The organism is Micromonospora sediminicola (assembly GCF_900089585.1).
Lineage (GTDB): Bacteria > Actinomycetota > Actinomycetes > Mycobacteriales > Micromonosporaceae > Micromonospora > Micromonospora sediminicola.
This window is the reverse complement of the sequence record NZ_FLRH01000003.1, coordinates 1,882,910-1,901,868: the sequence shown is the minus strand read 5'-3', so window position 1 is coordinate 1,901,868 and position 18,959 is coordinate 1,882,910. Positions and strand designations below refer to the sequence as shown.

Genomic DNA, 18,959 nt, shown 5'->3' with positions numbered 1-18,959 from the left:
CCCCGTCCGAGTGATCGCGAAACGCCCTCAGGCTCCGCGGCGGATGCGGCCCTCGTACCGTGCCTCCAACTCCGCATTGTGCTCGTCGCCGCCGGTGATGTTGGCGGAAAGGTAGACGGGTGGCCGTTCGCCGGCAGCCAGCAGCCGGGCCACCACCTCGGCGACGATCTGCTGGGCCAGCAGCGCCGCGGTGATCGAGGAGACCGCGCCGACCGCGCCGCCGCCGGGCAGCGGCAGCGTCGCGTCGCCGTACGGGGCGCCGTTGTCCAGCACCACGTCGGCGAAGTCGGCGAGCTTGCGGCCGGACGGGTGCCGGGACGTCATCCGGGCCGAGTGCTGGGCCGACGTGATCGCCACCAGCCCGTGCCCCCGCTCCTTCACGATGGCGGCGAACTCCACCATCGCCCCGTTCACGCCCGAGTTGGAGGCCAGCACGAACACGTCCTGCGGCCGGATCGGGGCCAGCTCGTAGAGGCGGTGCGCCACGGCCGGCTCACGTTCCAGCTTCGGGCCGAGCACGTCGGCCGGCTCCCCGCCCCGCAGCACCAGGTCACGCAGTGCGATGCGGTTGGTGGGGACCAGCCCGCCGGCCCTTCCGGCGATCTCCATGGCGAGCGCCTCGGAGTGTCCGGTGCCGAAGGCGTGCACCACCGCGTCGGCCCGCAGCGCCGTGGCGATCAGGTCGGCCGCCGCGGCCACGTTCCGCCGTTGCTCGGCGGCCACCCGGCCCATCGTCTCGGTCACCACCGCCAGGTAGTCCTCGGCGCTCACCGTCATGCTTCCTCCGCTCCTGTGCACCGGGCGAGGATCGCGGCGGCCAGCGGGCCGGGCGCCTCGTCGGGGATCCAGTGGCTGACGCCGTCGAGCACCAGGAAGCGGTAGTCCCCGGTGACGTGCGCCGCGCACGCCTCGGCGGCCGTCCGGCCGATCGCCACGTCCCGGTCGCTCCAGACGTACGTGGTCGGCACGCCCACCGGTCCGACCGCCTTCATGTCCGTCCCGCTCATCGCCCGGTACCAGTTGAGCGCCGCGGTGAGCGCCTCCGGCTCGCGCATCGGCTCGGCGTAGCGGGCCACCGCGTCGGCGTCCCCCACCCCGCCGAGCAGCCGCCGCAGCGCGGCGCCGCGCAGCGCCAGCAGCACCTTCTCCGCCTTGCCCGGCATCCGGAACAGCGCGATGTAGGCGGACTTCGCCTTCTGCCGGGGGTCGGCGGCGAGCGCGTGGCCCATCGCCGCCGGGTGCGGCACCGAGACCGCGGTCAGCGTCCGCACCCGCTGCGGGTGCGCCGCCGCCAGCCCCCAGGCCACGATCGCGCCCCAGTCGTGGCCGACCAGGTGCGCGCGGGTCACCCCGAGCGCGTCCAGCACGCCGGCCGCGTCGGCCACCAGCTCCGGGATCCGGTACGCCTCGACGGCGGCCGGCCGCGCGCCGGGCGAGTAGCCGCGCTGGTCCAGCGCGTACGTGCGCAGCCCGGCGGCGTGCAGCGCGGGCGTGACCGCGTCCCACTCGCCGGAGTGCTGCGGGAAGCCGTGCAGCAGCAGGACCGGGTCGCCGTCCTCGGGGCCGCCGGTGCGTACCTCGAACGTCAGTCCCCGCGCCTCGACCCGCATGATCACCACCGTAGCCGACAGTTGCCCTGCTGGGCCCGGGGCAGGTGACGGTGCTAGCGTCTGCGACGAGACAACTTCACATCCGACAGGGGAGCGCACAGCGCTGAGAGTGCGGGCCGAGGCCCGCAGACCCTCGAACCTGATCTGGGTAATGCCAGCGCAGGGAGTTCGGTCGACCTCCAGCCGCGCCGCCGTCCGGGCGTTCCGGGCGCGGCGTGCGTCTTCTCCTGGTTCCTCATCTGAACTGGGAGTCCGTCATGAGCCACACCGACAGCAACCGCTGGCGTACGGTCGACATCGTCGTCGCTTCGGTGATCGCCGTCGCCTTCGGCGTCGTCTTCTGGGCCTGGGGCCTGCTCTGGAGCGCCACCGACGCGGCGTTCGCGTTCTTCCCGCCGGCGCAGGCGCTGCTCTACGGCGTCTGGCTGATCCCGGCGGTGCTCGCCGGCCTGATCATCCGCAAGCCGGGCGCGGCGCTCTACTGCGAGACCGTCGCCGCGATCGTCTCCGCGCTGCTGGGCAGCCAGTGGGCGAGCATCGTGATCCTCCAGGGCCTGATGCAGGGCATCGGCGCCGAGCTGGCGTTCGCCGCGTTCCGCTACCGCTCGTTCCGGCTGCCGGTGGCGGTGCTGGCCGGCGCGCTGACCGGCCTGGGCGCGGCGATCTTCGACTTCGTCTACTGGAACAAGGCCTACGAGCTGACCTCCTACCGCATCCCCTACGCCCTGATCACGATCGTCAGCGCCACCGTCGTGGCCGGCCTCGGCGCGCACCTGCTCACCCGGGCCCTGGCGAACACCGGCGTGCTGGACCGCTTCCCCGCCGGCCGCGACCGCGCCCTGGTCTGACCGGTTTCCCGCCATGTTGATCAAGGAGTTCGCGTCGGCGGCGGGCGATATCCCTGACGCGAACTCCTTGATCAACCAGGCTGGGGTCGGAACGGAAGGGGGTGTGCGACGGTGAGCGGGGTGGTTCTCCGGGGGTTCGGGTGGCGGCACGGGGGGCGCCGGGCCTGGGCGGTGCGCGGCGTCGACCTGCGCGTCGAGAGCGGGGAACGGGTCCTGCTGCTCGGCGCCTCGGGGGCCGGCAAGAGCACGCTGCTGGCGGCGCTGGCCGGGCTGCTGCCGGAGGACTCCGGCGAGCAGGAGGGCACCGTCGAGATCGACGGGCTGGACCCGCGCAAGGCGCGCGAACGCGTCGGCGTGGTCTTCCAGGACCCGGAGACCCAGCTGGTGATGGCCCGCTCCGGCGACGACGTCGCGTTCGGGTTGGAGAACCGGGGCGTACCCGCCGAGGAGATCTGGCCCCGGGTGGACGAGGCGCTGCGCCGGGTCGGCTTCCCCTACGACCGGAACCGTCCCACCGCCGCCCTCAGCGGGGGCGAGCAGCAACGCCTCGCCCTGGCCGGCACGCTCGCGCTCCGCCCCGGCCTGCTGCTGCTGGACGAGCCGACCGCCAACCTCGACCCGACCGGCGCCACCCTGATTCGCCGGGCCGTCGCCGACGCGCTCGACCCGGACACCACGCTGATCCTGGTCGAGCACCGGGTGGCCGAGGCGCTGCCGCTGGTCGACCGCGTGGTGGTGCTGGAACCCGGCGGCGGGGTGCGGGCCGACGGGCCGCCCGAGGCGGTCTTCGCCGCGCACGGCGACGCGCTGGCCGCCGCCGGGGTCTGGGTGCCCGGACACACCGTCCCGCCGCGGCACGCCACCACGCCGCCCGGGGAGACCCTGCTCGCCGCCGACCGGCTCGGCCTGCCGCCCCGGCTGACCCCCACGGACCTTCGGGTACGCGCCGGCGAGGCACTCGCCGTCCTCGGCCCCAACGGCGCCGGCAAGTCCACGCTGGCGCTGCTCCTCGGCGGCCTGCTGCGCCCCGGCACCGGTGCGCTCACCGCCTCCGCCGAGCTGGCCGGCCGGGACGCGCGCACTCCCCCGCACCGCTGGCGGGCACCCGCGCTGGCGCGCCGGATCGGTTCGGTGTTCCAGGACCCGGAACACCAGTTCGTCACCGGCACGGTGCGGGACGAGTTGGCGCTCGGCCCACGCCGTACCGGCCGGTCCGAGGCGGACGTCACCGACACCGTGGACGCGCTGCTGCACCGGCTGCGACTGGACCGGTTGGCCGGCGCCAATCCGTACACCCTCTCGGGCGGCGAGGCGCGGCGGCTGAGCGTGGCGACCGCCCTGGCCACCGCGCCCCGCCTGCTGATCTGCGACGAACCCACGTTCGGCCAGGACCGGCGGACCTGGCTGGAGCTGGTCGACCTGCTCGCCGAGCTGCGCGACGCGGGACACGGCGTGGTCGCGGTGACCCACGACGCGGACTTCGTCGCCGCGCTGGCCGACCGGACGCTCACCCTGGACCGCCCGTCCGCGGACCTCGACGGGCCGCGCACGGCCGGGCCCGCCGGCCCGTCGGGTTCCGCCGGCCCGCCCGGTTCCGCCGGCCCGGCCTCGGACGGTCAGGGCGCCAGCGAGTCGGCGGGCCGTCCCGACGCGGACGGGCCGCCGTCACCTCCGACGCGCGGGGCGGGCGCGCCGTGATCGATCTCGAACCGGTCGCCGCGCCCGACGCCCCGCTGGCGCGGCGCAACCCGGTGGCGAAGGTAGCCGCCGCGCTGGTCTTCACGCTCGTGCTGGTGGCGACGCTGGATCCAGTCGCGCCGGCCATCGCCATCGCGATCGAGCTGGCGGTGCTGCCGCTGTTCGGCGTCCGTTACCGGGTGCTGGCCCGCCGGGCCTGGCCGCTGCTGGCCGGAGCCGTGGGCATCCTGGTCACGCTGGTGCTCTTCGCCGCCGACCGGTCCGGCCCGGTGCTGGTCGACGCCGGCCCGGTGCTGGTCACCCAGGGTGTGCTGGTCACGGCGCTCGGCCTGGTGCTGCGCATGCTCGCGGTGGCGCTGCCCGGGATCGTCGTCTTCGCCACCACCGATCCGACCGAGCTGGCCGACGCGCTGATCCAGAACGCCAAGGCACCGGCCCGGTTCGCCATCGGCGCGCTGGCCGCGTTCCGGATGGTGCCGCTGCTGGAACAGGAGTGGCGGATGATCAGCATGGCCCGCCGGGCCCGGGGCGTGGACGCCGGCCGGAACCCGCTGGCGAAGCTGCGGCTGTTCGCGTCGACCGCGTTCGCGCTGCTGGTCGGCGCGATCCGGCGGGGTACCCGGCTGGCGGTGGCGATGGACGCACGGGGCTTCGACGCCGGGACGCCGCGCACGGTGGCCCGGCGGCAGCACTTCACCCGGGCCGACGCCCTGCTGGTGGTCACCGCCGCGCTCCTGGCCGGCGCCGCCCTGACCACGAGCATCCTCCTCGGCACCTTCCGCCCTCTCATCGGCTGACCCACCCCAGCGCAGCCCCACGTGGTCGATCATGAAGTTGGCGGCACTCGGTGCCCGGATTGTCGCCGCCAACTTCATGGTCAACAGCGCTCAACGGAGATCTTGGAAGAAGAGGGCCCTCAGCGGGGCCGCCAGCTTCCAAGATCTCCCCGACGAGGCGGGGCACCGCCTCCCACCCCTGATGGGGCGATCATGAAGTTGGCGGCGTTCGGCGTCCGATTTGTCGCCGCCAACTTCATGATCGACGCCGTTGGGGAGGGTGGAGCCCCGGGCGCGGGCGCGTCCGGGGCTCGGGCGGTCAGCTGCGGCGGAAGGCGTAGAAGCGGGTCTGGCCGGCGCGCTGGCTGCGCCCGGTCACCCGCCCCTGGCGACCGGCGGGCGGGCCGGCCGTGGGCGGCGCCGGGGCCTGCTCCGTCGGCAGGGACACCGGCGTCGACGGCGCCACGGTGAGCGCGTCGAGATCCCTCGGGGTCACCTCCCGCAGCGACGGCGACGGCTTGCGGGACTTCTTCGGGCTGCGCTTCGCGGGCATCCGCGGTCCTCCTGTCTGGCGGGCGCGCCGACCACGGACGCGCCGAGCGGGTACGCCCCGGGTGCGATCCGACCACGACAGACACCGCGAACCACGGCGGCGGGAGAGGATGCGGACGCCCGGAGCAGGACGGGTCCACGGCACGTGCGGCGGTGGACCGGGCTCGGAAGAAGGGCGTCAGTTACGCATGCCGGAAGGCTATCCCGCCCCGAGCCGGTCGCGCATCCGAATTACCGCGGGACGCACCGCCACCGGCCACTCACCCGGCGTCGACGTCCCGGCCCACTCCCCCGGCGACCGCGATACGGTCGCAGCACGGCAGCGAGGACGAGAGGTGGCGGTACGCATGGCACAACAGGCGACGGCGCGGATCGGGGTCACCGGTCTGGCGGTGATGGGTCGCAACCTGGCCCGGAACCTGGCCCGCAACGGTTTCGCCGTGGCGGTGCACAACCGCTCGCCGGAACGCACCCGCAGCCTGGTCGCCGAGCACGGCGACGAGGGCACCTTCGTGCCGTCCGAGTCGCTGGCCGACTTCGTCGGCTCGCTGGAGCGGCCGCGTGCGGTGATCGTGATGGTGAAGGCCGGCGCGCCGACCGACGCCGTGATCGACGAGCTGGTCCCGCTGCTGGAGGAGGGGGACATCGTCGTCGACTGCGGCAACGCGCACTTCGCCGACACCCGCCGTCGGGAGGAGACGCTGCGCGCGCACGGGCTGCACTTCGTCGGCACCGGCGTCTCCGGCGGCGAGGAGGGCGCGCTGCGCGGCCCGAGCATCATGCCCGGCGGCTCGGCGGAGTCCTACCGCAAGCTGGGCCCGATCTTCGAGAAGATCGCCGCGCAGGCCGAGGGGACGCCCTGCTGCCGGCACATCGGCCCGGACGGCGCCGGGCACTTCGTGAAGATGGTGCACAACGGCATCGAGTACGCCGACATGCAGCTCATCGCGGAGGCGTACGACCTGTTGCGGGCCGGCCTGTCGGCGAGCCCGGCGGAGATCGCGGAGATCTTCCGGGAGTGGAACGGCGGCGAGCTGGAGTCCTTCCTCATCGAGATCACCGCCGACGTGCTCGGCCACACCGACGCCGCCACCGGCCGGGCGTTCGTGGACGTGGTGCTCGACCAGGCCGAGCAGAAGGGCACCGGCCGCTGGACCGTGCAGAGCGCGCTGGACCTCGGCATCCCGATCACCGGCATCGCCGAGGCCACATTCGCCCGGTCGCTGTCCGGGCACGCCGACCAGCGTGCGGCCGCCCGCCGGGTGTTCGCCGACGCCGGCGACAAGTGGCAGGTCGACGACCGGGACGCGTTCGTCGAGGACGTCCGCCGGGCGCTGCTCGCCAGCAAGATCGTCGCGTACGCCCAGGGCTTCGACCACATCCGGGCCGGCAGCCGGGAGTACGACTGGGACATCGACCTGGGTGGCACGGCCACCATCTGGCGCGGCGGCTGCATCATCCGGGCCCGCTTCCTGGACCGGATCCGGGAGGCGTACGACGCCGAGCCGGACCTGTCGACGCTGCTGGTCGCCCCCTGGTTCGCCGACCGGGTCAGCGCCGGGGTCCCGGCCTGGCGGCGGGTGGTGGCCGACGCGGCCCGCGCGGGTGTGCCGGCCCCGGCCTTCGCGTCGTCGCTGGCCTACTTCGACGCGCTGCGCGCCGAGCGGCTGCCGGCCGCCCTGATCCAGGGGCTGCGGGACAACTTCGGCGCGCACACCTACCACCGGGTGGACCGGGACGGCTCGTTCCACACCCGCTGGGCGGGCGACCGATCCGAAGTGGAGGCCTGAGCCTCACCACGCCCGCTCGGGCGACGGACGGCGGTGGGCCGGAGCCGACCCGGATTCGGGGGCCCAGTCGGCGGCCGGCTCACCGGCGGCCAGCTCACCGATCTCGCCGGAGCGGACCGCCGGGGTGTGCCCGACGTCGGCGCACCAGCGCTCGGCCACCCCGGCGCACAGCTCGGCGACCGCCTCGCGGCGGCTCGGCTCCACCAGGTCGGCGCCGGCCAGGGCGGCCGTCATCTCGTACCGGAGATCGCGCATCATCCACCCCCGTGGCGGCGCGTCCCGGCGGCGCGCCCTGCGCCGATCGTAAGCGGAACGCCCCGCGATCCGGCCGGAAAGCCGGATGCGGGGCGTCCGCGGGACGGCCGGCACGGGGCCGGCCGTCGGGGTCAGAAGAACCGGCGCCGCTTGGCCTTCTGCGGCCGGATCATGTCGGCGCCCTTGGTCAGCAGGCGGCTCACCCCGCTCGGGCCACGACGGGCCTCCAGGGAGTGGCTGAGCCGGCGCGCGCCGGCTGCCGCCAGCGGCACGGCGACCGCCATGACCGCCCACTGCGCGATCCGCTTCTGAATCATGTGGTTCACCTCCGCGTTGGCTGCTGTGGATACCCGTACCCAGCGCGGCGCGTCGCTAAGCGTGACCTCAGACTCCCGGGGCCACCGGGTTGGGCAGCGCCCCGCCGAAGCGGCGGTCCCGCTGGGCGTACAGCTCGCAGGCGTACCAGAGGTGACGGCGGTCGAAGTCGGGCCAGAGCGTGTCCAGGTAGACCAGTTCGGCGTAGGCGGTCTGCCAGAGCAGGAAGTTGGAGATGCGCTGCTCGCCGGAGGGACGCAGGAACAGGTCGACCTCGGGCACCTCGGGGTGGTAGAGGTAGCGGGCCACCGTCTTCTCGGTGACCTTGTCCGGGTGCAGCTTGCCGGCGGCCACGTCACGGGCGATCGCGGCGGCGGCGTCGGCGATCTCCGCCTGGCCGCCGTAGTTGACGCAGAACTGCAGCGTCAGCGTCGAGTTGTCGCGGGACATCTCCTCGGCGGTCTGCAGCTCGGAGATCACGCTCTTCCAGAGCCGCCCGGCCCGCCCCGACCAGACCACCCGCACGCCCAGGTCGACGAGCTGGTCGCGGCGGCGGCGGATGACGTCGCGGTTGAAGCCCATCAGGAAGCGGACCTCGTCCGGCGAGCGCCGCCAGTTCTCGGTCGAGAACGCGTACGCCGACAGGTAGGGGATGCCCAGCTCGATCGCGCCCTCGATGGTGTCGAAGAGGCTGTGCTCGCCCTGCTCGTGCCCCTTGGTGCGGGGCAGCCCGCGCTCCTTGGCCCAGCGGCCGTTGCCGTCCATCACGATGGCGATGTGCCGGGGCAGCGCGCCCGCGGGCAACGCCGGCGGGCGCGCGCCGGACGGGTGCGGGGTCGGCGGCACCGGCTCGCGGCGGCGCGCCCTCGTCGATCGGATCACTCGGTCATCTCCCTGTTCACACCGGCGGCTGCGGGCCCGGAGCCGGCGCGCGGCGGGACCACACCCGGTCCCGCCCCGTCCGCCTGCGGGACCGCGCCGGTCGCCGGGCCACCCCGGTCGACCAGCGGCAGCGAGCGTAGCGCGCGTTCCAGATGCCACTGGAGGTGCGCCGCGACCAGCCCGCTGCACTCCCGGCGGACGCCGTTGTCGGCGGCGTCGGCGTACGCCCAGTCGCCGGTGGTCAGCGCGGACATCAGCGCCAGCGTGGCCGGCGCGGGGTGGGCGGCGCCGGGGGGTCGGCAGTCCGGGCAGACCGCGCCGCCGGCCGGCACCGAGAACGCGCGGTGCCGGCCCGGCTCGCCGCAGACCGCGCACGCGCTCAGCGCGGGCGCCCAGCCGGCGAACGCCATGCCCCGCAGCAGGTAGGCGTCGAGCACCAGCGTGGTGGCGTGGTCGCCGCGGGCGAGGGACTTCATCGCGCCGAGGGTGAGCTGGAACAGCCGCAGCGAGGGTTCCCGCTCGACCGGGGTCAGCCGCTCGGCGGTCTCGGCGATCGCGCTGGCCGCCGTGTAGCGGGGGTAGTCGCCGAGGAACCGCTTGCCGTACAGCTCGATCGCCTCGACCTGGCTGACGGTGTGCAGCGAGCTGCCCTGGTTGCCCTTGGGGTCACCGGCGAGCTGGAGGTCGACGTGCCCGAACGGCTCCAGCCGGGCGCCGAACCGGCTGGAGGTGCGCCGGACGCCGCGGGCCACCGCGCGCAACCGGCCGTGCCGGCGGGTGAACAGCGTGATGATCCGGTCGGACTCGCCCAGCTTCTGCACGCGCAGCACCACCGCGTCGTCGCGGTAGAGCTGTCGGCGGTATCCGGCCATCAGGCCATTCTCCCTCGGGGTGCGATCTCAGGGTCGGCTCGGGGTGCGCCGGCGGGCGATCCCCGATGTGTCGGCCGCCCGGCCGGCCCTAGTGTGCTGGCCATGGCTTCGCTCCGAACGGCGTTCCGGCCGCGCACCGCTCTCCGATCGCCGCGTGGGGTGGTGGCCGCGACCGCGGCCACCACGCTGATCGTCCTCGCCGGGTGTGACACCCTGTCGTTCCGCCGGCTCGACTACGACCAGACCGAGCGGACGAAGATCGCCCGGATCACCGTCGACGACGGCGGGTCGGGGGACGTGATGGTCCGCGCCAACGGCCCGGCCGACCAGGTACGGATCAAGCGGGTGGTCCGCTACCAGGGCGGCGAGCCGAACAGCCGGTACGAGATCAGGGGCGACGAGCTGGTGCTGCCCACCGACTGCGGCCAGCGGTGCAGCATCTCCTGGGAGGTGACGGCGCCACCCGGCGTCGCGGTGCGCGGCGGCACCGGCTCCGGCAACGTCGACCTCAGCGGGGTCGGCGCGGTCGAGTTCACGCTCAGCTCCGGGGACCTGACCGTCAGCGGGGCGACCGGTGAGGTCCGCGCCGCGACCAGCTCAGGCAACATCCGGCTGGTGGAGGCGACCCACCCGGTGCGGCTGCGGGCGCGCTCGGGCGACATCGAGGCCCGCCGGCTGACCTCCGCGATCGACGCGGAGGCCACCTCGGGCAACCTCACCGTCGAGCTGGACCAGCCCGCGCCGGCCCGGCTGCACGCCACCAGCGGGGACGTCGACCTGGTCGTGCCGGACGGCCGCTACCGGGTGCGGGCGGACGCGAAGTCCGGTGACACGGAGGTCACCGTGACCAACGATCCGGGCGCGTCGGTGCTGCTCGACGTCTCCGCCACCAGCGGCAACGTCACCGTCACCGCGCGCTGAGCCAGCGGGCGCCCTCCGCGACGCGCTCGCCGTCGCGGGGCGTCGGCACCCGGACCCCGGCGCCGACCAGTCCGCCCGCCGCGCCCGCGGGGGCCGGGCTGGCCGGGCTGGCCGGGGCGGCCGCCGCCCGGTCGGCCACGGTCCGCCGGGTCCCGCCGGGAACCAGTTCCGGGGTACGCCGGGCGGCCAGGTCCTCGACCCACCCGACCAGCAGCGTCACCACGCCGACCAGCACGAACACCAGTCCCACCCGCAGCCACAGGCCGACCGGGTCACGCGGCGACCAGCCGACCAGCCCGACCAGCGGGGTGAGCGCCACCACGAACGGCATGTGCCAGAGGTAGACGGTCAGCGCCCGCCGGTTGACCACCGTCACCGCGCGGCCGAGCGCCGGAACCCGGTCGACCCAGTCGGCGCCGGTGGGCGCGCGGCCGATCGCCACCAGGATGAACGCGGCCGACCAGAGCGCGTTGCCGAGGTGGATGTCGTTGATGTCGTAGCCGCGCGGGCCCGGGTGGGTGGCGATCCAGGCCAGGCCGGCGGCGCCGAGGCCCCCGGCGACCGGCAGCAGCACCCGGTTGCGCATGCGCCGCAGCAGGCCGTCGTGGTGGGCGAAGCCGAGCAGCCACGCGCCGAAGTAGAGGCCGAACTCGCGCAGCACGGTCGGCGGGTTCGCCAGCACGCCGAACTCGATCGCCGCCAGCAGCGCGTACGGGGCGGCCAGCGTGGGCAGCGGCGCCCGGCGGAACAGCCACAGCACCAGCGGCGAGGCGAGCACGAACCACAGGTAGTCCCGCAGGTACCAGATCGGGCTCAGCGCCAGCCCGCCCCAGTAGTTGGCCGGCGGGTCGCTGATCGGGAAGAGCCAGAGGAGCACCTTCGGCGTGAGCGGCAACCCGGTGAGCAGCATGGCCGGCACGAAGACCGCGGCGAGCACCCAGAGCGAGGGCAGCAGACGGCGCAGGCGGCGCCCGACGGCGGGCACCCCGGTGCGGTCCAGCGAGGCGGCCATCAGCGACCCGGCCAGCGCGAACATCACCGCCATCGCCGGGAACACCAGCGTGAGCGTGGCGTAGCCGGTGACGTGGTAGGTGACGACACGCACGATGGCCAGGAAACGGAGCAGGTCGAGGTAGCGGTTTCGCATCAGCTCGCAGCCGTGTCCGGGGGCGGGGACATGGTTCCCTACCCTGCTCCGGCGAGCCGCGAAACAGCCACGGACGTCCGTGGAACGTGAGATGTCCCATAGGACTGACTGATCCGGATCATCCGGGACCGGGGCGCGCCCCGGCCCCGGTCAGAAGCCGAGCTTGCGCAACTGCTTCGGGTCGCGCTGCCAGTCCTTCGCCACCCGGACGTGCAGGTCCAGGTAGACCCGGGTGCCGAGCAGCTCCTCGATCTGCCGTCGGGCGGTGGTGCCGACGTGCTTGAGTCGACTGCCCCGGTGCCCGATGACGATGGCCTTCTGGCTCGACCGCTCCACGTAGAGGTCGGCGTAGATCTTCGTGAGGTTGCCCTCGGCGATCATCTCCTCGACCACCACGGCGATGGAGTGCGGCAGCTCGTCCCGGACCCCCTCCAGCGCCGCCTCCCGGACCAGCTCGGCGACCAGCACCTGCTCCGGGTCGTCGGTGAGCATGTCGTCCGGGTAGAGCTGCGGCGACTCCGGCAGGTAGCCGGTCATCACGTCCACCAGCGTGTCCACCTGGTGCCCGGAGACCGCGCTCACCGGCACCACGGCGGCGAACTCGCCCAGCTCGCTGACCGCCAGCAACTGCTCCGCCAGCCGCTTCTTGTCGACCAGGTCGGTCTTGGTCACCACGGCCAGCACCGTGGCCTTCAGGCTGGCCAGCTCGCCGGTGATGAACCGGTCACCCCGACCGACCGGCTCGTTCGCCGGGACGCAGAGCCCGATCACGTCGACCTCGCTCCAGGTCTCCCGGACCAGGTCGTTGAGGCGCTCGCCGAGCAGCGTGCGGGGACGGTGCAGGCCGGGCGTGTCGACCAGCACGAGCTGGGACTCCGGCCGGTGCAGCACGGCCCGGATGATGTGCCGGGTGGTCTGCGGCTTGTTCGAGGTGATCGCGATCTTGGTGCCGATGATCGCGTTGGTCAACGTCGACTTGCCGGCGTTCGGCCGACCGACGAAACAGGCGAAACCGGCCCGGTAGGGACGCTCCTGGGACGTGGTCACTCGACCACCGTGCCGAGGACCGCACCGTCCGGCGCCGCCACGTGGATCGGCGCGTCGGCGGAGAGGTCACGCACCGCGGCGTGCCCGGCCCCGTCCAGCGTCGACGCCTCGGTCACCACCACCGCCGCCTCCAGCCGGCTCGCGCCGGCCGCCACCGCCGACGCCACCGCCAACTGGAGCGCGGTCAGGGTCAGCGACGGCAGCGCCACGCTGGCCGCCGCGTACGTCCGGCCGTCCTGGTCGCGGACCGCCGCGCCCTCCACGGCCCCCACCCGGCCCCGCGCGCCCCGGGCCAGGACAACGAGCTTGCCGTCCTCGGCGCTCAGCTCGGCCGGATCGGCGGGGGTGGGCAGTGCGGCCGGCACGGCGGCTGACTCAGGCATCGGCGGGTTGCCTCTCCTCGGAACGGTTGTTGTTGCCACGGGACTCGGACTGCTCGCCGCGCCCCGCGCCCTCCGACGCGGCGCCCGGCTCGGCCCGGCTCACCAGCACGGTGTCTATCCGGTTGCGCCGGCCGGTGGTGCCCTCGGCGATCAGCCGCAGGCCGGACACCTCGGCCTCGGCGCCCGGGATGGGCACCCGACCGAGCGCCTGGGCGAGCAGGCCACCGACCGTCTCCACCTCGTCGGTGGGCAGCTCGGTGTCGAACAGCTCGCCCAGATTCTCCACCGGCAGCCGGGCGGTCACCCGCACGGCCCCGTCCGCCAGGTGCTCGACCGGCGGGCGCTCGACATCGTACTCGTCGGTGATCTCGCCGACGATCTCCTCCAGGATGTCCTCGATGGTGACCAGCCCGCCGGTGCCGCCGTACTCGTCGACGACGATCACCAGGTGGTTGCGGGCCGCCTGCATCTCGGAGAGCAGGTCGTCCACCGGCTTGGACTCCGGCACGAACGTCGCCGGGCGCATCAGCTCGGCCACCGGCATCTCCCGCGCGCCCCGGTCGCCCTGGATACGCCGGATCAGGTCCTTCAGGTAGAGCACGCCGAGCACGTCGTCGACGTTCTCCCCGATCACCGGGATGCGGGAGAAACCGGAGCGCAGGAAGAGCGCCAGCGCCTGCGCCAGCGTCTTGCTCTCCTCTATCCACACCATCTCGGTGCGCGGGACCATGACCTCCCGGGCGATGGTGTCGCCGAGCGCGAACACCGAATGGATCATCTGGCGTTCGCCGTGCTCCACCACGCCGCGCTGCTCGGCCAGGTCGACCAGCTCACGCAACTCCACCTGGGTGGCGAACGGCCCCTCCCGGAAGCCCTTGCCCGGGGTGACCGCGTTGCCGATCAGGATCAGCAGCGAGGCCAGCGGGTTCAACGCCCGGCCCAGCCAGCGCACCAGCGGCGCCACCGCCCGGCCCACCGCGTACGCGTGCTGCCGGCCCAGCGTGCGCGGCGCCACCCCCACCACCACGAAGCTCACCACGGTCATCGCGCCGGCGGTCACCAGCGCGGCCCGCCAGCCGGCGCCGAACGTGTCCACCGCCACCAGCGCGACCAGCGTGGTCGCGGTCAGTTCGGCCAGCAGGCGCAGCAGGAGCAGGAGGTTGAGGTGACGTACCACGTCACCGGCGACCGCCTGGAGGGCGCGCGCGCCGCGCGCGCCGTCCCGGGCCGACTCGGCGGCGCGCGCCGGGGAGACCGCGGCCAGCGCCGCCTCGGTCATCGCGATCAGGCCGGCGAGCACCACCAGCCCGGCCGCGAAGACCAGGAGTTGAAGATCGGGCAGGTCGGCCGGAGCGCCGACCGCCGCCAGGGTGACCATCACCGCGACCGGGTCGACCGCCAGCTGGCCAGCAGCCGGGCCTGGAGACCGAACATCTCCCGCTCCTCCTCGGGCTCGGCGTGGTCGTAGCCGAGCAGGTGCAGCACGCCGTGCACGGTGAGCAGGTGCAGCTCGTCGGCGGCGGAGTGCCCGGCGGCGGCCGCCTGCTTGGCCGCCACCTCCGGGCAGAGCACGATGTCGCCGAGCAGGGCCGGCTCGCCGCCGGCCGGGGCGCTCTCCCCCGGCCCGTGGTCGACGCTGCCCTCGTCCATGGGGAACGCGAGCACGTCGGTCGGACCGTCGCCACCCATCCAGCGGTGGTTCAGCTCCGACATGTATTCGATGTCGACCAGCAGCACGGACAGCTCGGCAAGGGGGTTGACCCCCATCTCGTCGAGGGCGTGCCGGGCCACGGCGAGCACGGCGTCGGTGTCGACCTCGACACCGGACTCGTTGGCGATCTCGATGGACAACTCTGTCTTCCTCTGGTGGTTAGCGGCGCCGGCCGGCCCGGCCGCCCTGGGCGGTCCGCCCCGGCACGGCGTGCACGCTCTGCGCCTGCTGGTTCTCCCGCTCGGCGTCCCAGCGGGCGTACGCGTCGACGATGTCGCCGACCAGCTTGTGGCGGACCACGTCGGAGCTGGAGAGCTGGGCGAAGTGCACGTCCTCGACGTTGTTCAGGATCTCCCGGACCACGCGCAGGCCGCTGGTCGTCCCGCCCGGAAGGTCCACCTGGGTGACGTCACCGGTGACCACGATCTTGGAACCGAAGCCGAGCCGGGTGAGGAACATCTTCATCTGCTCGGGCGTGGTGTTCTGCGCCTCGTCCAGGATGATGAACGCGTCGTTCAGGGTGTTGTGGGTGACCAGGAAGTCGTCGGTGACGTAGAGCGAGTCCGCCGCCGCGACCTGGATGCACATCGTCTCCTGCACCCCGGCCGGGATGATCGAGTCGATGAACCGCATCGGCCGGCCACCGCCGCGCTCGTCGTAGGTCCGGCGCTTGCGCGACAGCCGGAACGGTGCGACACCGGCCGGCAGCCTGATCTCCACGACGTAGGCGTCGGCACGGTACGGCACCGGCCGGCCCATCGCCAGACCCGGCTTGCGACCCTCGGCCTCACGGACCCGGGCCGTCGCCACCCCGCCGAGCGACTCGACCAGGTGCACGACGTCGTCCGCCAACCGCGCGGAGGTGGTCGTGTACTGCACCCGACAGGCACGCCCGGCCTGGACGACCGGACCGCCGTCGGTGTCCAGCAGCCCCTGCAGGACCGCCAGCCGGACGCCGACGCTGTTGTTCAGGTACACCTCGGGGACGAACTTCGCGCCCGACTTCGCTCCCGCCAGGCCCAGCTCACGGAGCGCCGCCGTCACCGGGTTGACGACGATCACGCCGCCACGGTGCCCGTTGACGTGCCGAAGGACGTAGTCGTAGTCGTTCTTGCGGACCAGCTGGATGTCGACCAGCGACTCCTCCAACGCGGCCGCCAACTCCGGGTCGGCGGTGCAGAAGGCCGGCGTCGCTCGCGACGAGAAGGCGCCGTCACCCAGCAGCAGCCCGAGCGCGTACGGGTCGAGCGGGACGGCCCGCGGCTCCATCTGCACCGGCGCGACGAGCGGCAGCTCGTAGCGGCGGGTGTGGCCCCGCCACTCCTTGCCGATCATCTCCTGGGTCTCGATCGTCCGCCGGCGCCCGCGACGCTTGTCGTCCGGCGTGGCGACGGTCCACAGGTGCTCCCCGCAGCAGAGCGTGGACGCCCCGTCCTGCGTGGTGACCCGGTAGACCTGCTTCGGGCCCTGCGGATAGATGCCGATCACCGGGGTGGGTGTGCCGTCGGAACCGATGACCAGGTCACCGACCTGGAGCGACCCGAACGGCCGGAACCCCTCCGGGGTCAGCACCCGCGCGTCGTAGGGCTGCGCCCGCCCGCGCATGTATGCCAGCGGGGCGACCTCGATCGTGCCGGCGGCCATCAGCTTCGGGATGGACTCCGGGTCGAGCATGTCGTGCAGCGCGTCGTAGAGCGGGCGCAGGTAGGGGTCGATCTTCTCGTTCAGGGTGCCGGGCAGGAAGCCCAGCCGCTCGCCCGCCTCGACGGCCGGCCGGGTCAGGATGATCCGGTTGACCTGCTTGGCCTGGAGCGCCTGGACGGCCTTCGCCATGGCCAGGTAGGTCTTGCCCGTGCCGGCCGGGCCGATGCCGAAGACGATGGTGTGCGCGTCGATCGCGTCGACGTACTTCTTCTGCCCGAGCGTCTTGGGACGGATGGTGCGGCCGCGCCGGGAGAGGATGTTGAGCGTCAGGACCTCGGCGGGCCGCTCGGCGCTGCCCTGCTCGAGCATGCCGACGGTACGCCGGACGGCGTCTGTGGTCAGGGTCTCGCCTTTCTCGATCAGTTCGAGCAGCTCACTGAAGAGGCGCTCGGCGAGGGCGTTGTCGGCGGGCGCGCCGGTGATGGTGATCTCGTTGCCGCGCACGTGGACGTCGCTGTTGACCGAGCGTTCGACGAGTCGCAGGATCTCGTCACCCGCGCCGAGCAGGTTAACCATGATCTTCTGGTCGGGGACCGTGATCCTGGTCTGCACGCGGGGCGGGCCGGGAGGTGGGGTGCCGGTCATAGGTCGGGCCGTCGGGCCCTGCGCCACCTGCTCTCCGATCTCGGCGCCGGGCCCTGCTGGCGCGGCGTACGGTTGCTCCCATCGTATCGGGTCGGCACCGTACGCACCGCGTCCATTTCCGGTGCTCCGGCGCTCAGCCGCCGACCCGGAAGTCGTAGCCGTCGAAGGTCTCCTGGCGGCGGGTGAACCGGTAGGTCGCCCAGTGCATCCGGACCACCACTCCCTTCTCGTCCCGGGTCAGCCGGAGCAGCTCGCCCACCTCCCGGCCGGAGACCGTGCGGAACACGTCCGGCCGGTCCGGCAGCGGCGCGAACACCGCCGGGGGCTTACCGGCCGGGTCGCCCGCGCCGCGGGCCCGCAGCGCGCCGTCGTGCCAGGAGAAGACGTACTCGAAGCCCTCGCCCCACCAGCGGCCCAGCATCCCGCGCAGGTGGTCGGGCGCGGGTGGACCGGGGCGCCACGGCTCGATCTCCGCCGGGTCGTGCTCGGCGGCGGCGGCGAGCAGGTCGTGCACCAGGTCGAACACCTCCACCCCGGCGCCGGACGAGCCGAGCACCGCGGCGCCCATCGCGCCCGGGGTGCCGTCCCCGCCGCGCCGGCCGTAGACGGCGGCCAGGAAGCCGGGCATCGCGCCGTCGTGCCCCACGTGGGTCACCCGGGCCGGCTGCGGCACCAGGATCAGCCCCAGCCCGAACCCGGCCGCCCAGAGCGACTCGTCGGTCGTGGTCAGCGGCCAGCGCATCTCCTCGACCGTGGCCGGGGCGAGGACCGCGCCGGCCGGGTCCAGCGCCCGCGGGTCGGCCAGGAACGCCGCCCAGCGCGCCATGTCCGGCGCGGTGCTCCACAACTGGGCGGCCGGCGCCACCGCGCCGAAGTCGGTGGGCGGTTCCGGGTGCGCCTCGTCGGAGTATTCGTCGACCAGGAAACCGGTCGCCGCCCGCTCCCCCGGCCGGACGCCGGTGGCGGTCAACCCGAGCGGGTCGAGCACCCGCTCGGCGAGCACCTCGGTCCAGGAGCCACCCCGCCGCCGGGCGACCAGCTCGCCGAGCAACGCCATGCCGAGGTTGGAGTAGTGGAACCGCCGGCCGGTGGGCAGCACCCGCTCGACCCGGGCCAGGTCCGCCAGCAGCTCGTCGACGGCGGGCGCGCGCAGGCTGTCCCACACGTCGCCGTGCGGCTCGCGTTGCAGGCCGGCGGTGTGCGACAGCAGCCGGCGCACGGTCAGCTCGCTGTGCGCGGCGAGGTCGAGGTGCCGCCCGATCGGGTCGTCCAGGTCGAGCAGCCCGTCGTCGCGGCACTGCAGGACCAGCGTCGCGGTGAAGGTCTTGGTGACCGAGCCGATCCGGAAGACCGTCTCGGCGTCGAGCGGGGTGTCGTTGCCGGTGCCACCCACCGCGCAGGTCCAGAGCGGCCGGTCGGCCCGGTGCAGGGCCGCCGAGACCGCCGGGATCCGGCCCTTCGCCTGCGCCTGCCGCACCATCCGGTCGAGCCGGTCGGAGATCCCGGTCATGGTCACCGGCAGAGCATCGGGCCGAGCGGCGCGCCACCGAGCAGGTGGGCGTGCACGTGGAAGACCTCCTGGCCGCCGTACGGGCCGGTGTTGAACATGAGCCGGAAGCCGTCCACCGTCAGGCCCTCCTCCTCGGCCACCACGGCCGCGGTGTGGAGCACCTCGCCGGCGAGCCCGGGGTCGCCCTGGGCGAGCGTGGCCACGTCCGCGTAGTGCTCCTTGGGGATCACCAGCACGTGGGTGGGCGCCTTCGGGTCGATGTCCCGGAAGGCGAGGGTGGTGGCGGTCTCACGGACGATGGTGGCCGGGATCTCCCCGGCGACGATCCGGCAGAACAGGCAGTCGACTCCCAT

Annotated in this window: 19 protein-coding genes, 3 pseudogenes and 1 riboswitch; of the genes and pseudogenes, 5 read left to right on the top strand and 17 right to left on the bottom strand. The window is 73.8% G+C overall.

Annotated features, from left to right (window positions below; translation table 11 throughout):
- Positions 1–27 precede the first annotated feature (27 nt).
- Positions 28–777, bottom strand: a complete 750-nt coding sequence (locus GA0070622_RS09575) for a sugar isomerase domain-containing protein (RefSeq protein ID WP_091572110.1) — start codon at positions 775–777, stop codon at positions 28–30.
- Positions 774–1,610: an alpha/beta fold hydrolase gene (locus tag GA0070622_RS09570; protein ID WP_091577086.1), complete on the bottom strand. Its 837-nt coding sequence runs from the start codon at positions 1,608–1,610 to the stop codon at positions 774–776. Before GA0070622_RS09570 ends, GA0070622_RS09575 begins: the two co-directional genes overlap by 4 nt.
- Before the next feature lie 77 nt (positions 1,611–1,687).
- Positions 1,688–1,794, top strand: a riboswitch (TPP riboswitch).
- Positions 1,795–1,867: 73 nt separating this feature from the next.
- Between GA0070622_RS09570 and GA0070622_RS09565 the strand changes: the two genes are divergently transcribed.
- The 3 genes from GA0070622_RS09565 to GA0070622_RS09555 all read left to right on the top strand — a co-directional run bounded on the left by GA0070622_RS09565 (position 1,868) and on the right by GA0070622_RS09555 (position 4,953).
- Positions 1,868–2,458: an ECF transporter S component gene (locus tag GA0070622_RS09565; protein WP_091572107.1), complete on the top strand. Its 591-nt coding sequence runs from the start codon at positions 1,868–1,870 to the stop codon at positions 2,456–2,458.
- A gap of 111 nt (positions 2,459–2,569) precedes the next feature.
- The gene (locus GA0070622_RS09560; protein ID WP_176710437.1) at positions 2,570–4,156 is read left to right on the top strand and encodes an ABC transporter ATP-binding protein; all 1,587 of its coding nucleotides are present in this window, start codon (positions 2,570–2,572) and stop codon (positions 4,154–4,156) included.
- Positions 4,153–4,953, top strand: a complete 801-nt coding sequence (locus GA0070622_RS09555; protein WP_091572103.1) for an energy-coupling factor transporter transmembrane component T family protein — start codon at positions 4,153–4,155, stop codon at positions 4,951–4,953. Before GA0070622_RS09560 ends, GA0070622_RS09555 begins: the two co-directional genes overlap by 4 nt.
- A 298-nt stretch (positions 4,954–5,251) precedes the next feature.
- Here the strand turns inward: GA0070622_RS09555 and GA0070622_RS09550 are convergent, their stop codons facing one another.
- Entirely contained in the window at positions 5,252–5,485 is a 234-nt protein-coding gene (locus GA0070622_RS09550) for a hypothetical protein (RefSeq protein ID WP_091572098.1), read from the bottom strand.
- Between the two features lie 346 nt (positions 5,486–5,831).
- Here GA0070622_RS09550 and gndA point away from each other — a divergent pair, with 346 nt between their 5' ends.
- Positions 5,832–7,274, top strand: a complete 1,443-nt coding sequence (gndA, locus tag GA0070622_RS09545; RefSeq protein WP_091572094.1) for an NADP-dependent phosphogluconate dehydrogenase — start codon at positions 5,832–5,834, stop codon at positions 7,272–7,274.
- 3 nt (positions 7,275–7,277) lie between these two features.
- On the opposite strand, the gene GA0070622_RS09540 is transcribed toward gndA, so the two are convergent.
- From GA0070622_RS09540 to recO, 4 genes are all read right to left on the bottom strand, one after another.
- Complete coding sequence (locus tag GA0070622_RS09540) at positions 7,278–7,529, bottom strand: thioredoxin reductase (RefSeq protein ID WP_091572091.1); 252 nt, start codon at positions 7,527–7,529, stop codon at positions 7,278–7,280.
- 131 nt (positions 7,530–7,660) lie between these two features.
- A complete protein-coding gene (locus tag GA0070622_RS09535) occupies positions 7,661–7,846 on the bottom strand; it encodes a hypothetical protein (protein ID WP_091572088.1) in 186 nt (61 codons plus the stop codon).
- A 67-nt stretch (positions 7,847–7,913) separates the two neighbouring features.
- Complete coding sequence (locus tag GA0070622_RS09530; RefSeq protein ID WP_091572084.1) at positions 7,914–8,726, bottom strand: isoprenyl transferase; 813 nt, start codon at positions 8,724–8,726, stop codon at positions 7,914–7,916.
- The gene (gene recO / locus GA0070622_RS09525) at positions 8,723–9,598 is read right to left on the bottom strand and encodes a DNA repair protein RecO (protein WP_091572079.1); all 876 of its coding nucleotides are present in this window, start codon (positions 9,596–9,598) and stop codon (positions 8,723–8,725) included. The genes GA0070622_RS09530 and recO overlap by 4 nt, the downstream gene beginning before the upstream one ends.
- A gap of 102 nt (positions 9,599–9,700) precedes the next feature.
- Between recO and GA0070622_RS09520 the strand changes: the two genes are divergently transcribed.
- On the top strand, positions 9,701–10,519 hold the full coding sequence (locus GA0070622_RS09520; protein ID WP_245666160.1) for a DUF4097 family beta strand repeat-containing protein: 819 nt from the start codon (positions 9,701–9,703) through the stop codon (positions 10,517–10,519).
- Here the strand turns inward: GA0070622_RS09520 and GA0070622_RS09515 are convergent.
- The 10 genes and pseudogenes from GA0070622_RS09515 to GA0070622_RS09480 all read right to left on the bottom strand — a co-directional run bounded on the left by GA0070622_RS09515 (position 10,506) and on the right by GA0070622_RS09480 (position 18,959).
- Positions 10,506–11,666, bottom strand: a complete 1,161-nt coding sequence (locus GA0070622_RS09515; protein ID WP_245666159.1) for an acyltransferase family protein — start codon at positions 11,664–11,666, stop codon at positions 10,506–10,508. The two genes, GA0070622_RS09520 and GA0070622_RS09515, sit on opposite strands and share 14 nt — an antisense overlap.
- 150 nt (positions 11,667–11,816) lie before the next feature.
- Entirely contained in the window at positions 11,817–12,713 is an 897-nt protein-coding gene (gene era / locus GA0070622_RS09510) for a GTPase Era (protein ID WP_091572072.1), read from the bottom strand.
- Complete coding sequence (locus GA0070622_RS09505; protein ID WP_091071324.1) at positions 12,710–13,096, bottom strand: cytidine deaminase; 387 nt, start codon at positions 13,094–13,096, stop codon at positions 12,710–12,712. Before GA0070622_RS09505 ends, era begins: the two co-directional genes overlap by 4 nt.
- Positions 13,089–14,498 carry a hemolysin family protein gene (locus GA0070622_RS09500; protein WP_176558952.1) on the bottom strand — a complete coding sequence of 470 codons (1,410 nt, stop codon included), beginning with the start codon at positions 14,496–14,498 and terminating at the stop codon, positions 13,089–13,091. Before GA0070622_RS09500 ends, GA0070622_RS09505 begins: the two co-directional genes overlap by 8 nt.
- Positions 14,474–14,947, bottom strand: coding sequence for an rRNA maturation RNase YbeY (gene ybeY, locus GA0070622_RS09495; RefSeq protein WP_091572065.1), 474 nt, complete (start codon positions 14,945–14,947; stop codon positions 14,474–14,476). The genes GA0070622_RS09500 and ybeY overlap by 25 nt, the downstream gene beginning before the upstream one ends.
- Positions 14,948–14,966: 19 nt before the next feature.
- A pseudogene (locus GA0070622_RS33025) lies at positions 14,967–15,332 on the bottom strand (PhoH family protein); the annotation flags it as partial.
- Between the two features lie 261 nt (positions 15,333–15,593).
- Positions 15,594–16,076, bottom strand: a pseudogene (locus GA0070622_RS33020) (LAGLIDADG family homing endonuclease); the annotation flags it as partial.
- 281 nt (positions 16,077–16,357) lie between these two features.
- A pseudogene (locus GA0070622_RS33015) lies at positions 16,358–17,096 on the bottom strand (PhoH family protein); the annotation flags it as partial.
- A gap of 133 nt (positions 17,097–17,229) precedes the next feature.
- Positions 17,230–18,606: a serine hydrolase domain-containing protein gene (locus GA0070622_RS09485; RefSeq protein WP_091572057.1), complete on the bottom strand. Its 1,377-nt coding sequence runs from the start codon at positions 18,604–18,606 to the stop codon at positions 17,230–17,232.
- Between the two features lie 2 nt (positions 18,607–18,608).
- On the bottom strand, positions 18,609–18,959 hold the full coding sequence (locus GA0070622_RS09480) for a histidine triad nucleotide-binding protein (protein WP_091572052.1): 351 nt from the start codon (positions 18,957–18,959) through the stop codon (positions 18,609–18,611).

Coding starts and splice junctions, on each gene's coding strand:
- GA0070622_RS09575 (WP_091572110.1), bottom strand. CDS start 777: ATGACGGTGAGCGCCGAGGACTACCTGGCGGTGGTGACCGAGACGATG.
- GA0070622_RS09570 (WP_091577086.1), bottom strand. CDS start 1,610: ATGCGGGTCGAGGCGCGGGGACTGACGTTCGAGGTACGCACCGGCGGC.
- GA0070622_RS09565 (WP_091572107.1), top strand. CDS start 1,868: ATGAGCCACACCGACAGCAACCGCTGGCGTACGGTCGACATCGTCGTC.
- GA0070622_RS09550 (WP_091572098.1), bottom strand. CDS start 5,485: ATGCCCGCGAAGCGCAGCCCGAAGAAGTCCCGCAAGCCGTCGCCGTCG.
- gndA (WP_091572094.1), top strand. CDS start 5,832: ATGGCACAACAGGCGACGGCGCGGATCGGGGTCACCGGTCTGGCGGTG.
- GA0070622_RS09540 (WP_091572091.1), bottom strand. CDS start 7,529: ATGCGCGATCTCCGGTACGAGATGACGGCCGCCCTGGCCGGCGCCGAC.
- GA0070622_RS09535 (WP_091572088.1), bottom strand. CDS start 7,846: ATGATTCAGAAGCGGATCGCGCAGTGGGCGGTCATGGCGGTCGCCGTG.
- recO (WP_091572079.1), bottom strand. CDS start 9,598: ATGGCCGGATACCGCCGACAGCTCTACCGCGACGACGCGGTGGTGCTG.
- GA0070622_RS09520 (WP_245666160.1), top strand. CDS start 9,701: ATGGCTTCGCTCCGAACGGCGTTCCGGCCGCGCACCGCTCTCCGATCG.
- GA0070622_RS09515 (WP_245666159.1), bottom strand. CDS start 11,666: ATGCGAAACCGCTACCTCGACCTGCTCCGTTTCCTGGCCATCGTGCGT.
- GA0070622_RS09505 (WP_091071324.1), bottom strand. CDS start 13,096: ATGCCTGAGTCAGCCGCCGTGCCGGCCGCACTGCCCACCCCCGCCGAT.
- GA0070622_RS09485 (WP_091572057.1), bottom strand. CDS start 18,606: ATGACCGGGATCTCCGACCGGCTCGACCGGATGGTGCGGCAGGCGCAG.
- GA0070622_RS09480 (WP_091572052.1), bottom strand. CDS start 18,959: ATGGGAGTCGACTGCCTGTTCTGCCGGATCGTCGCCGGGGAGATCCCG.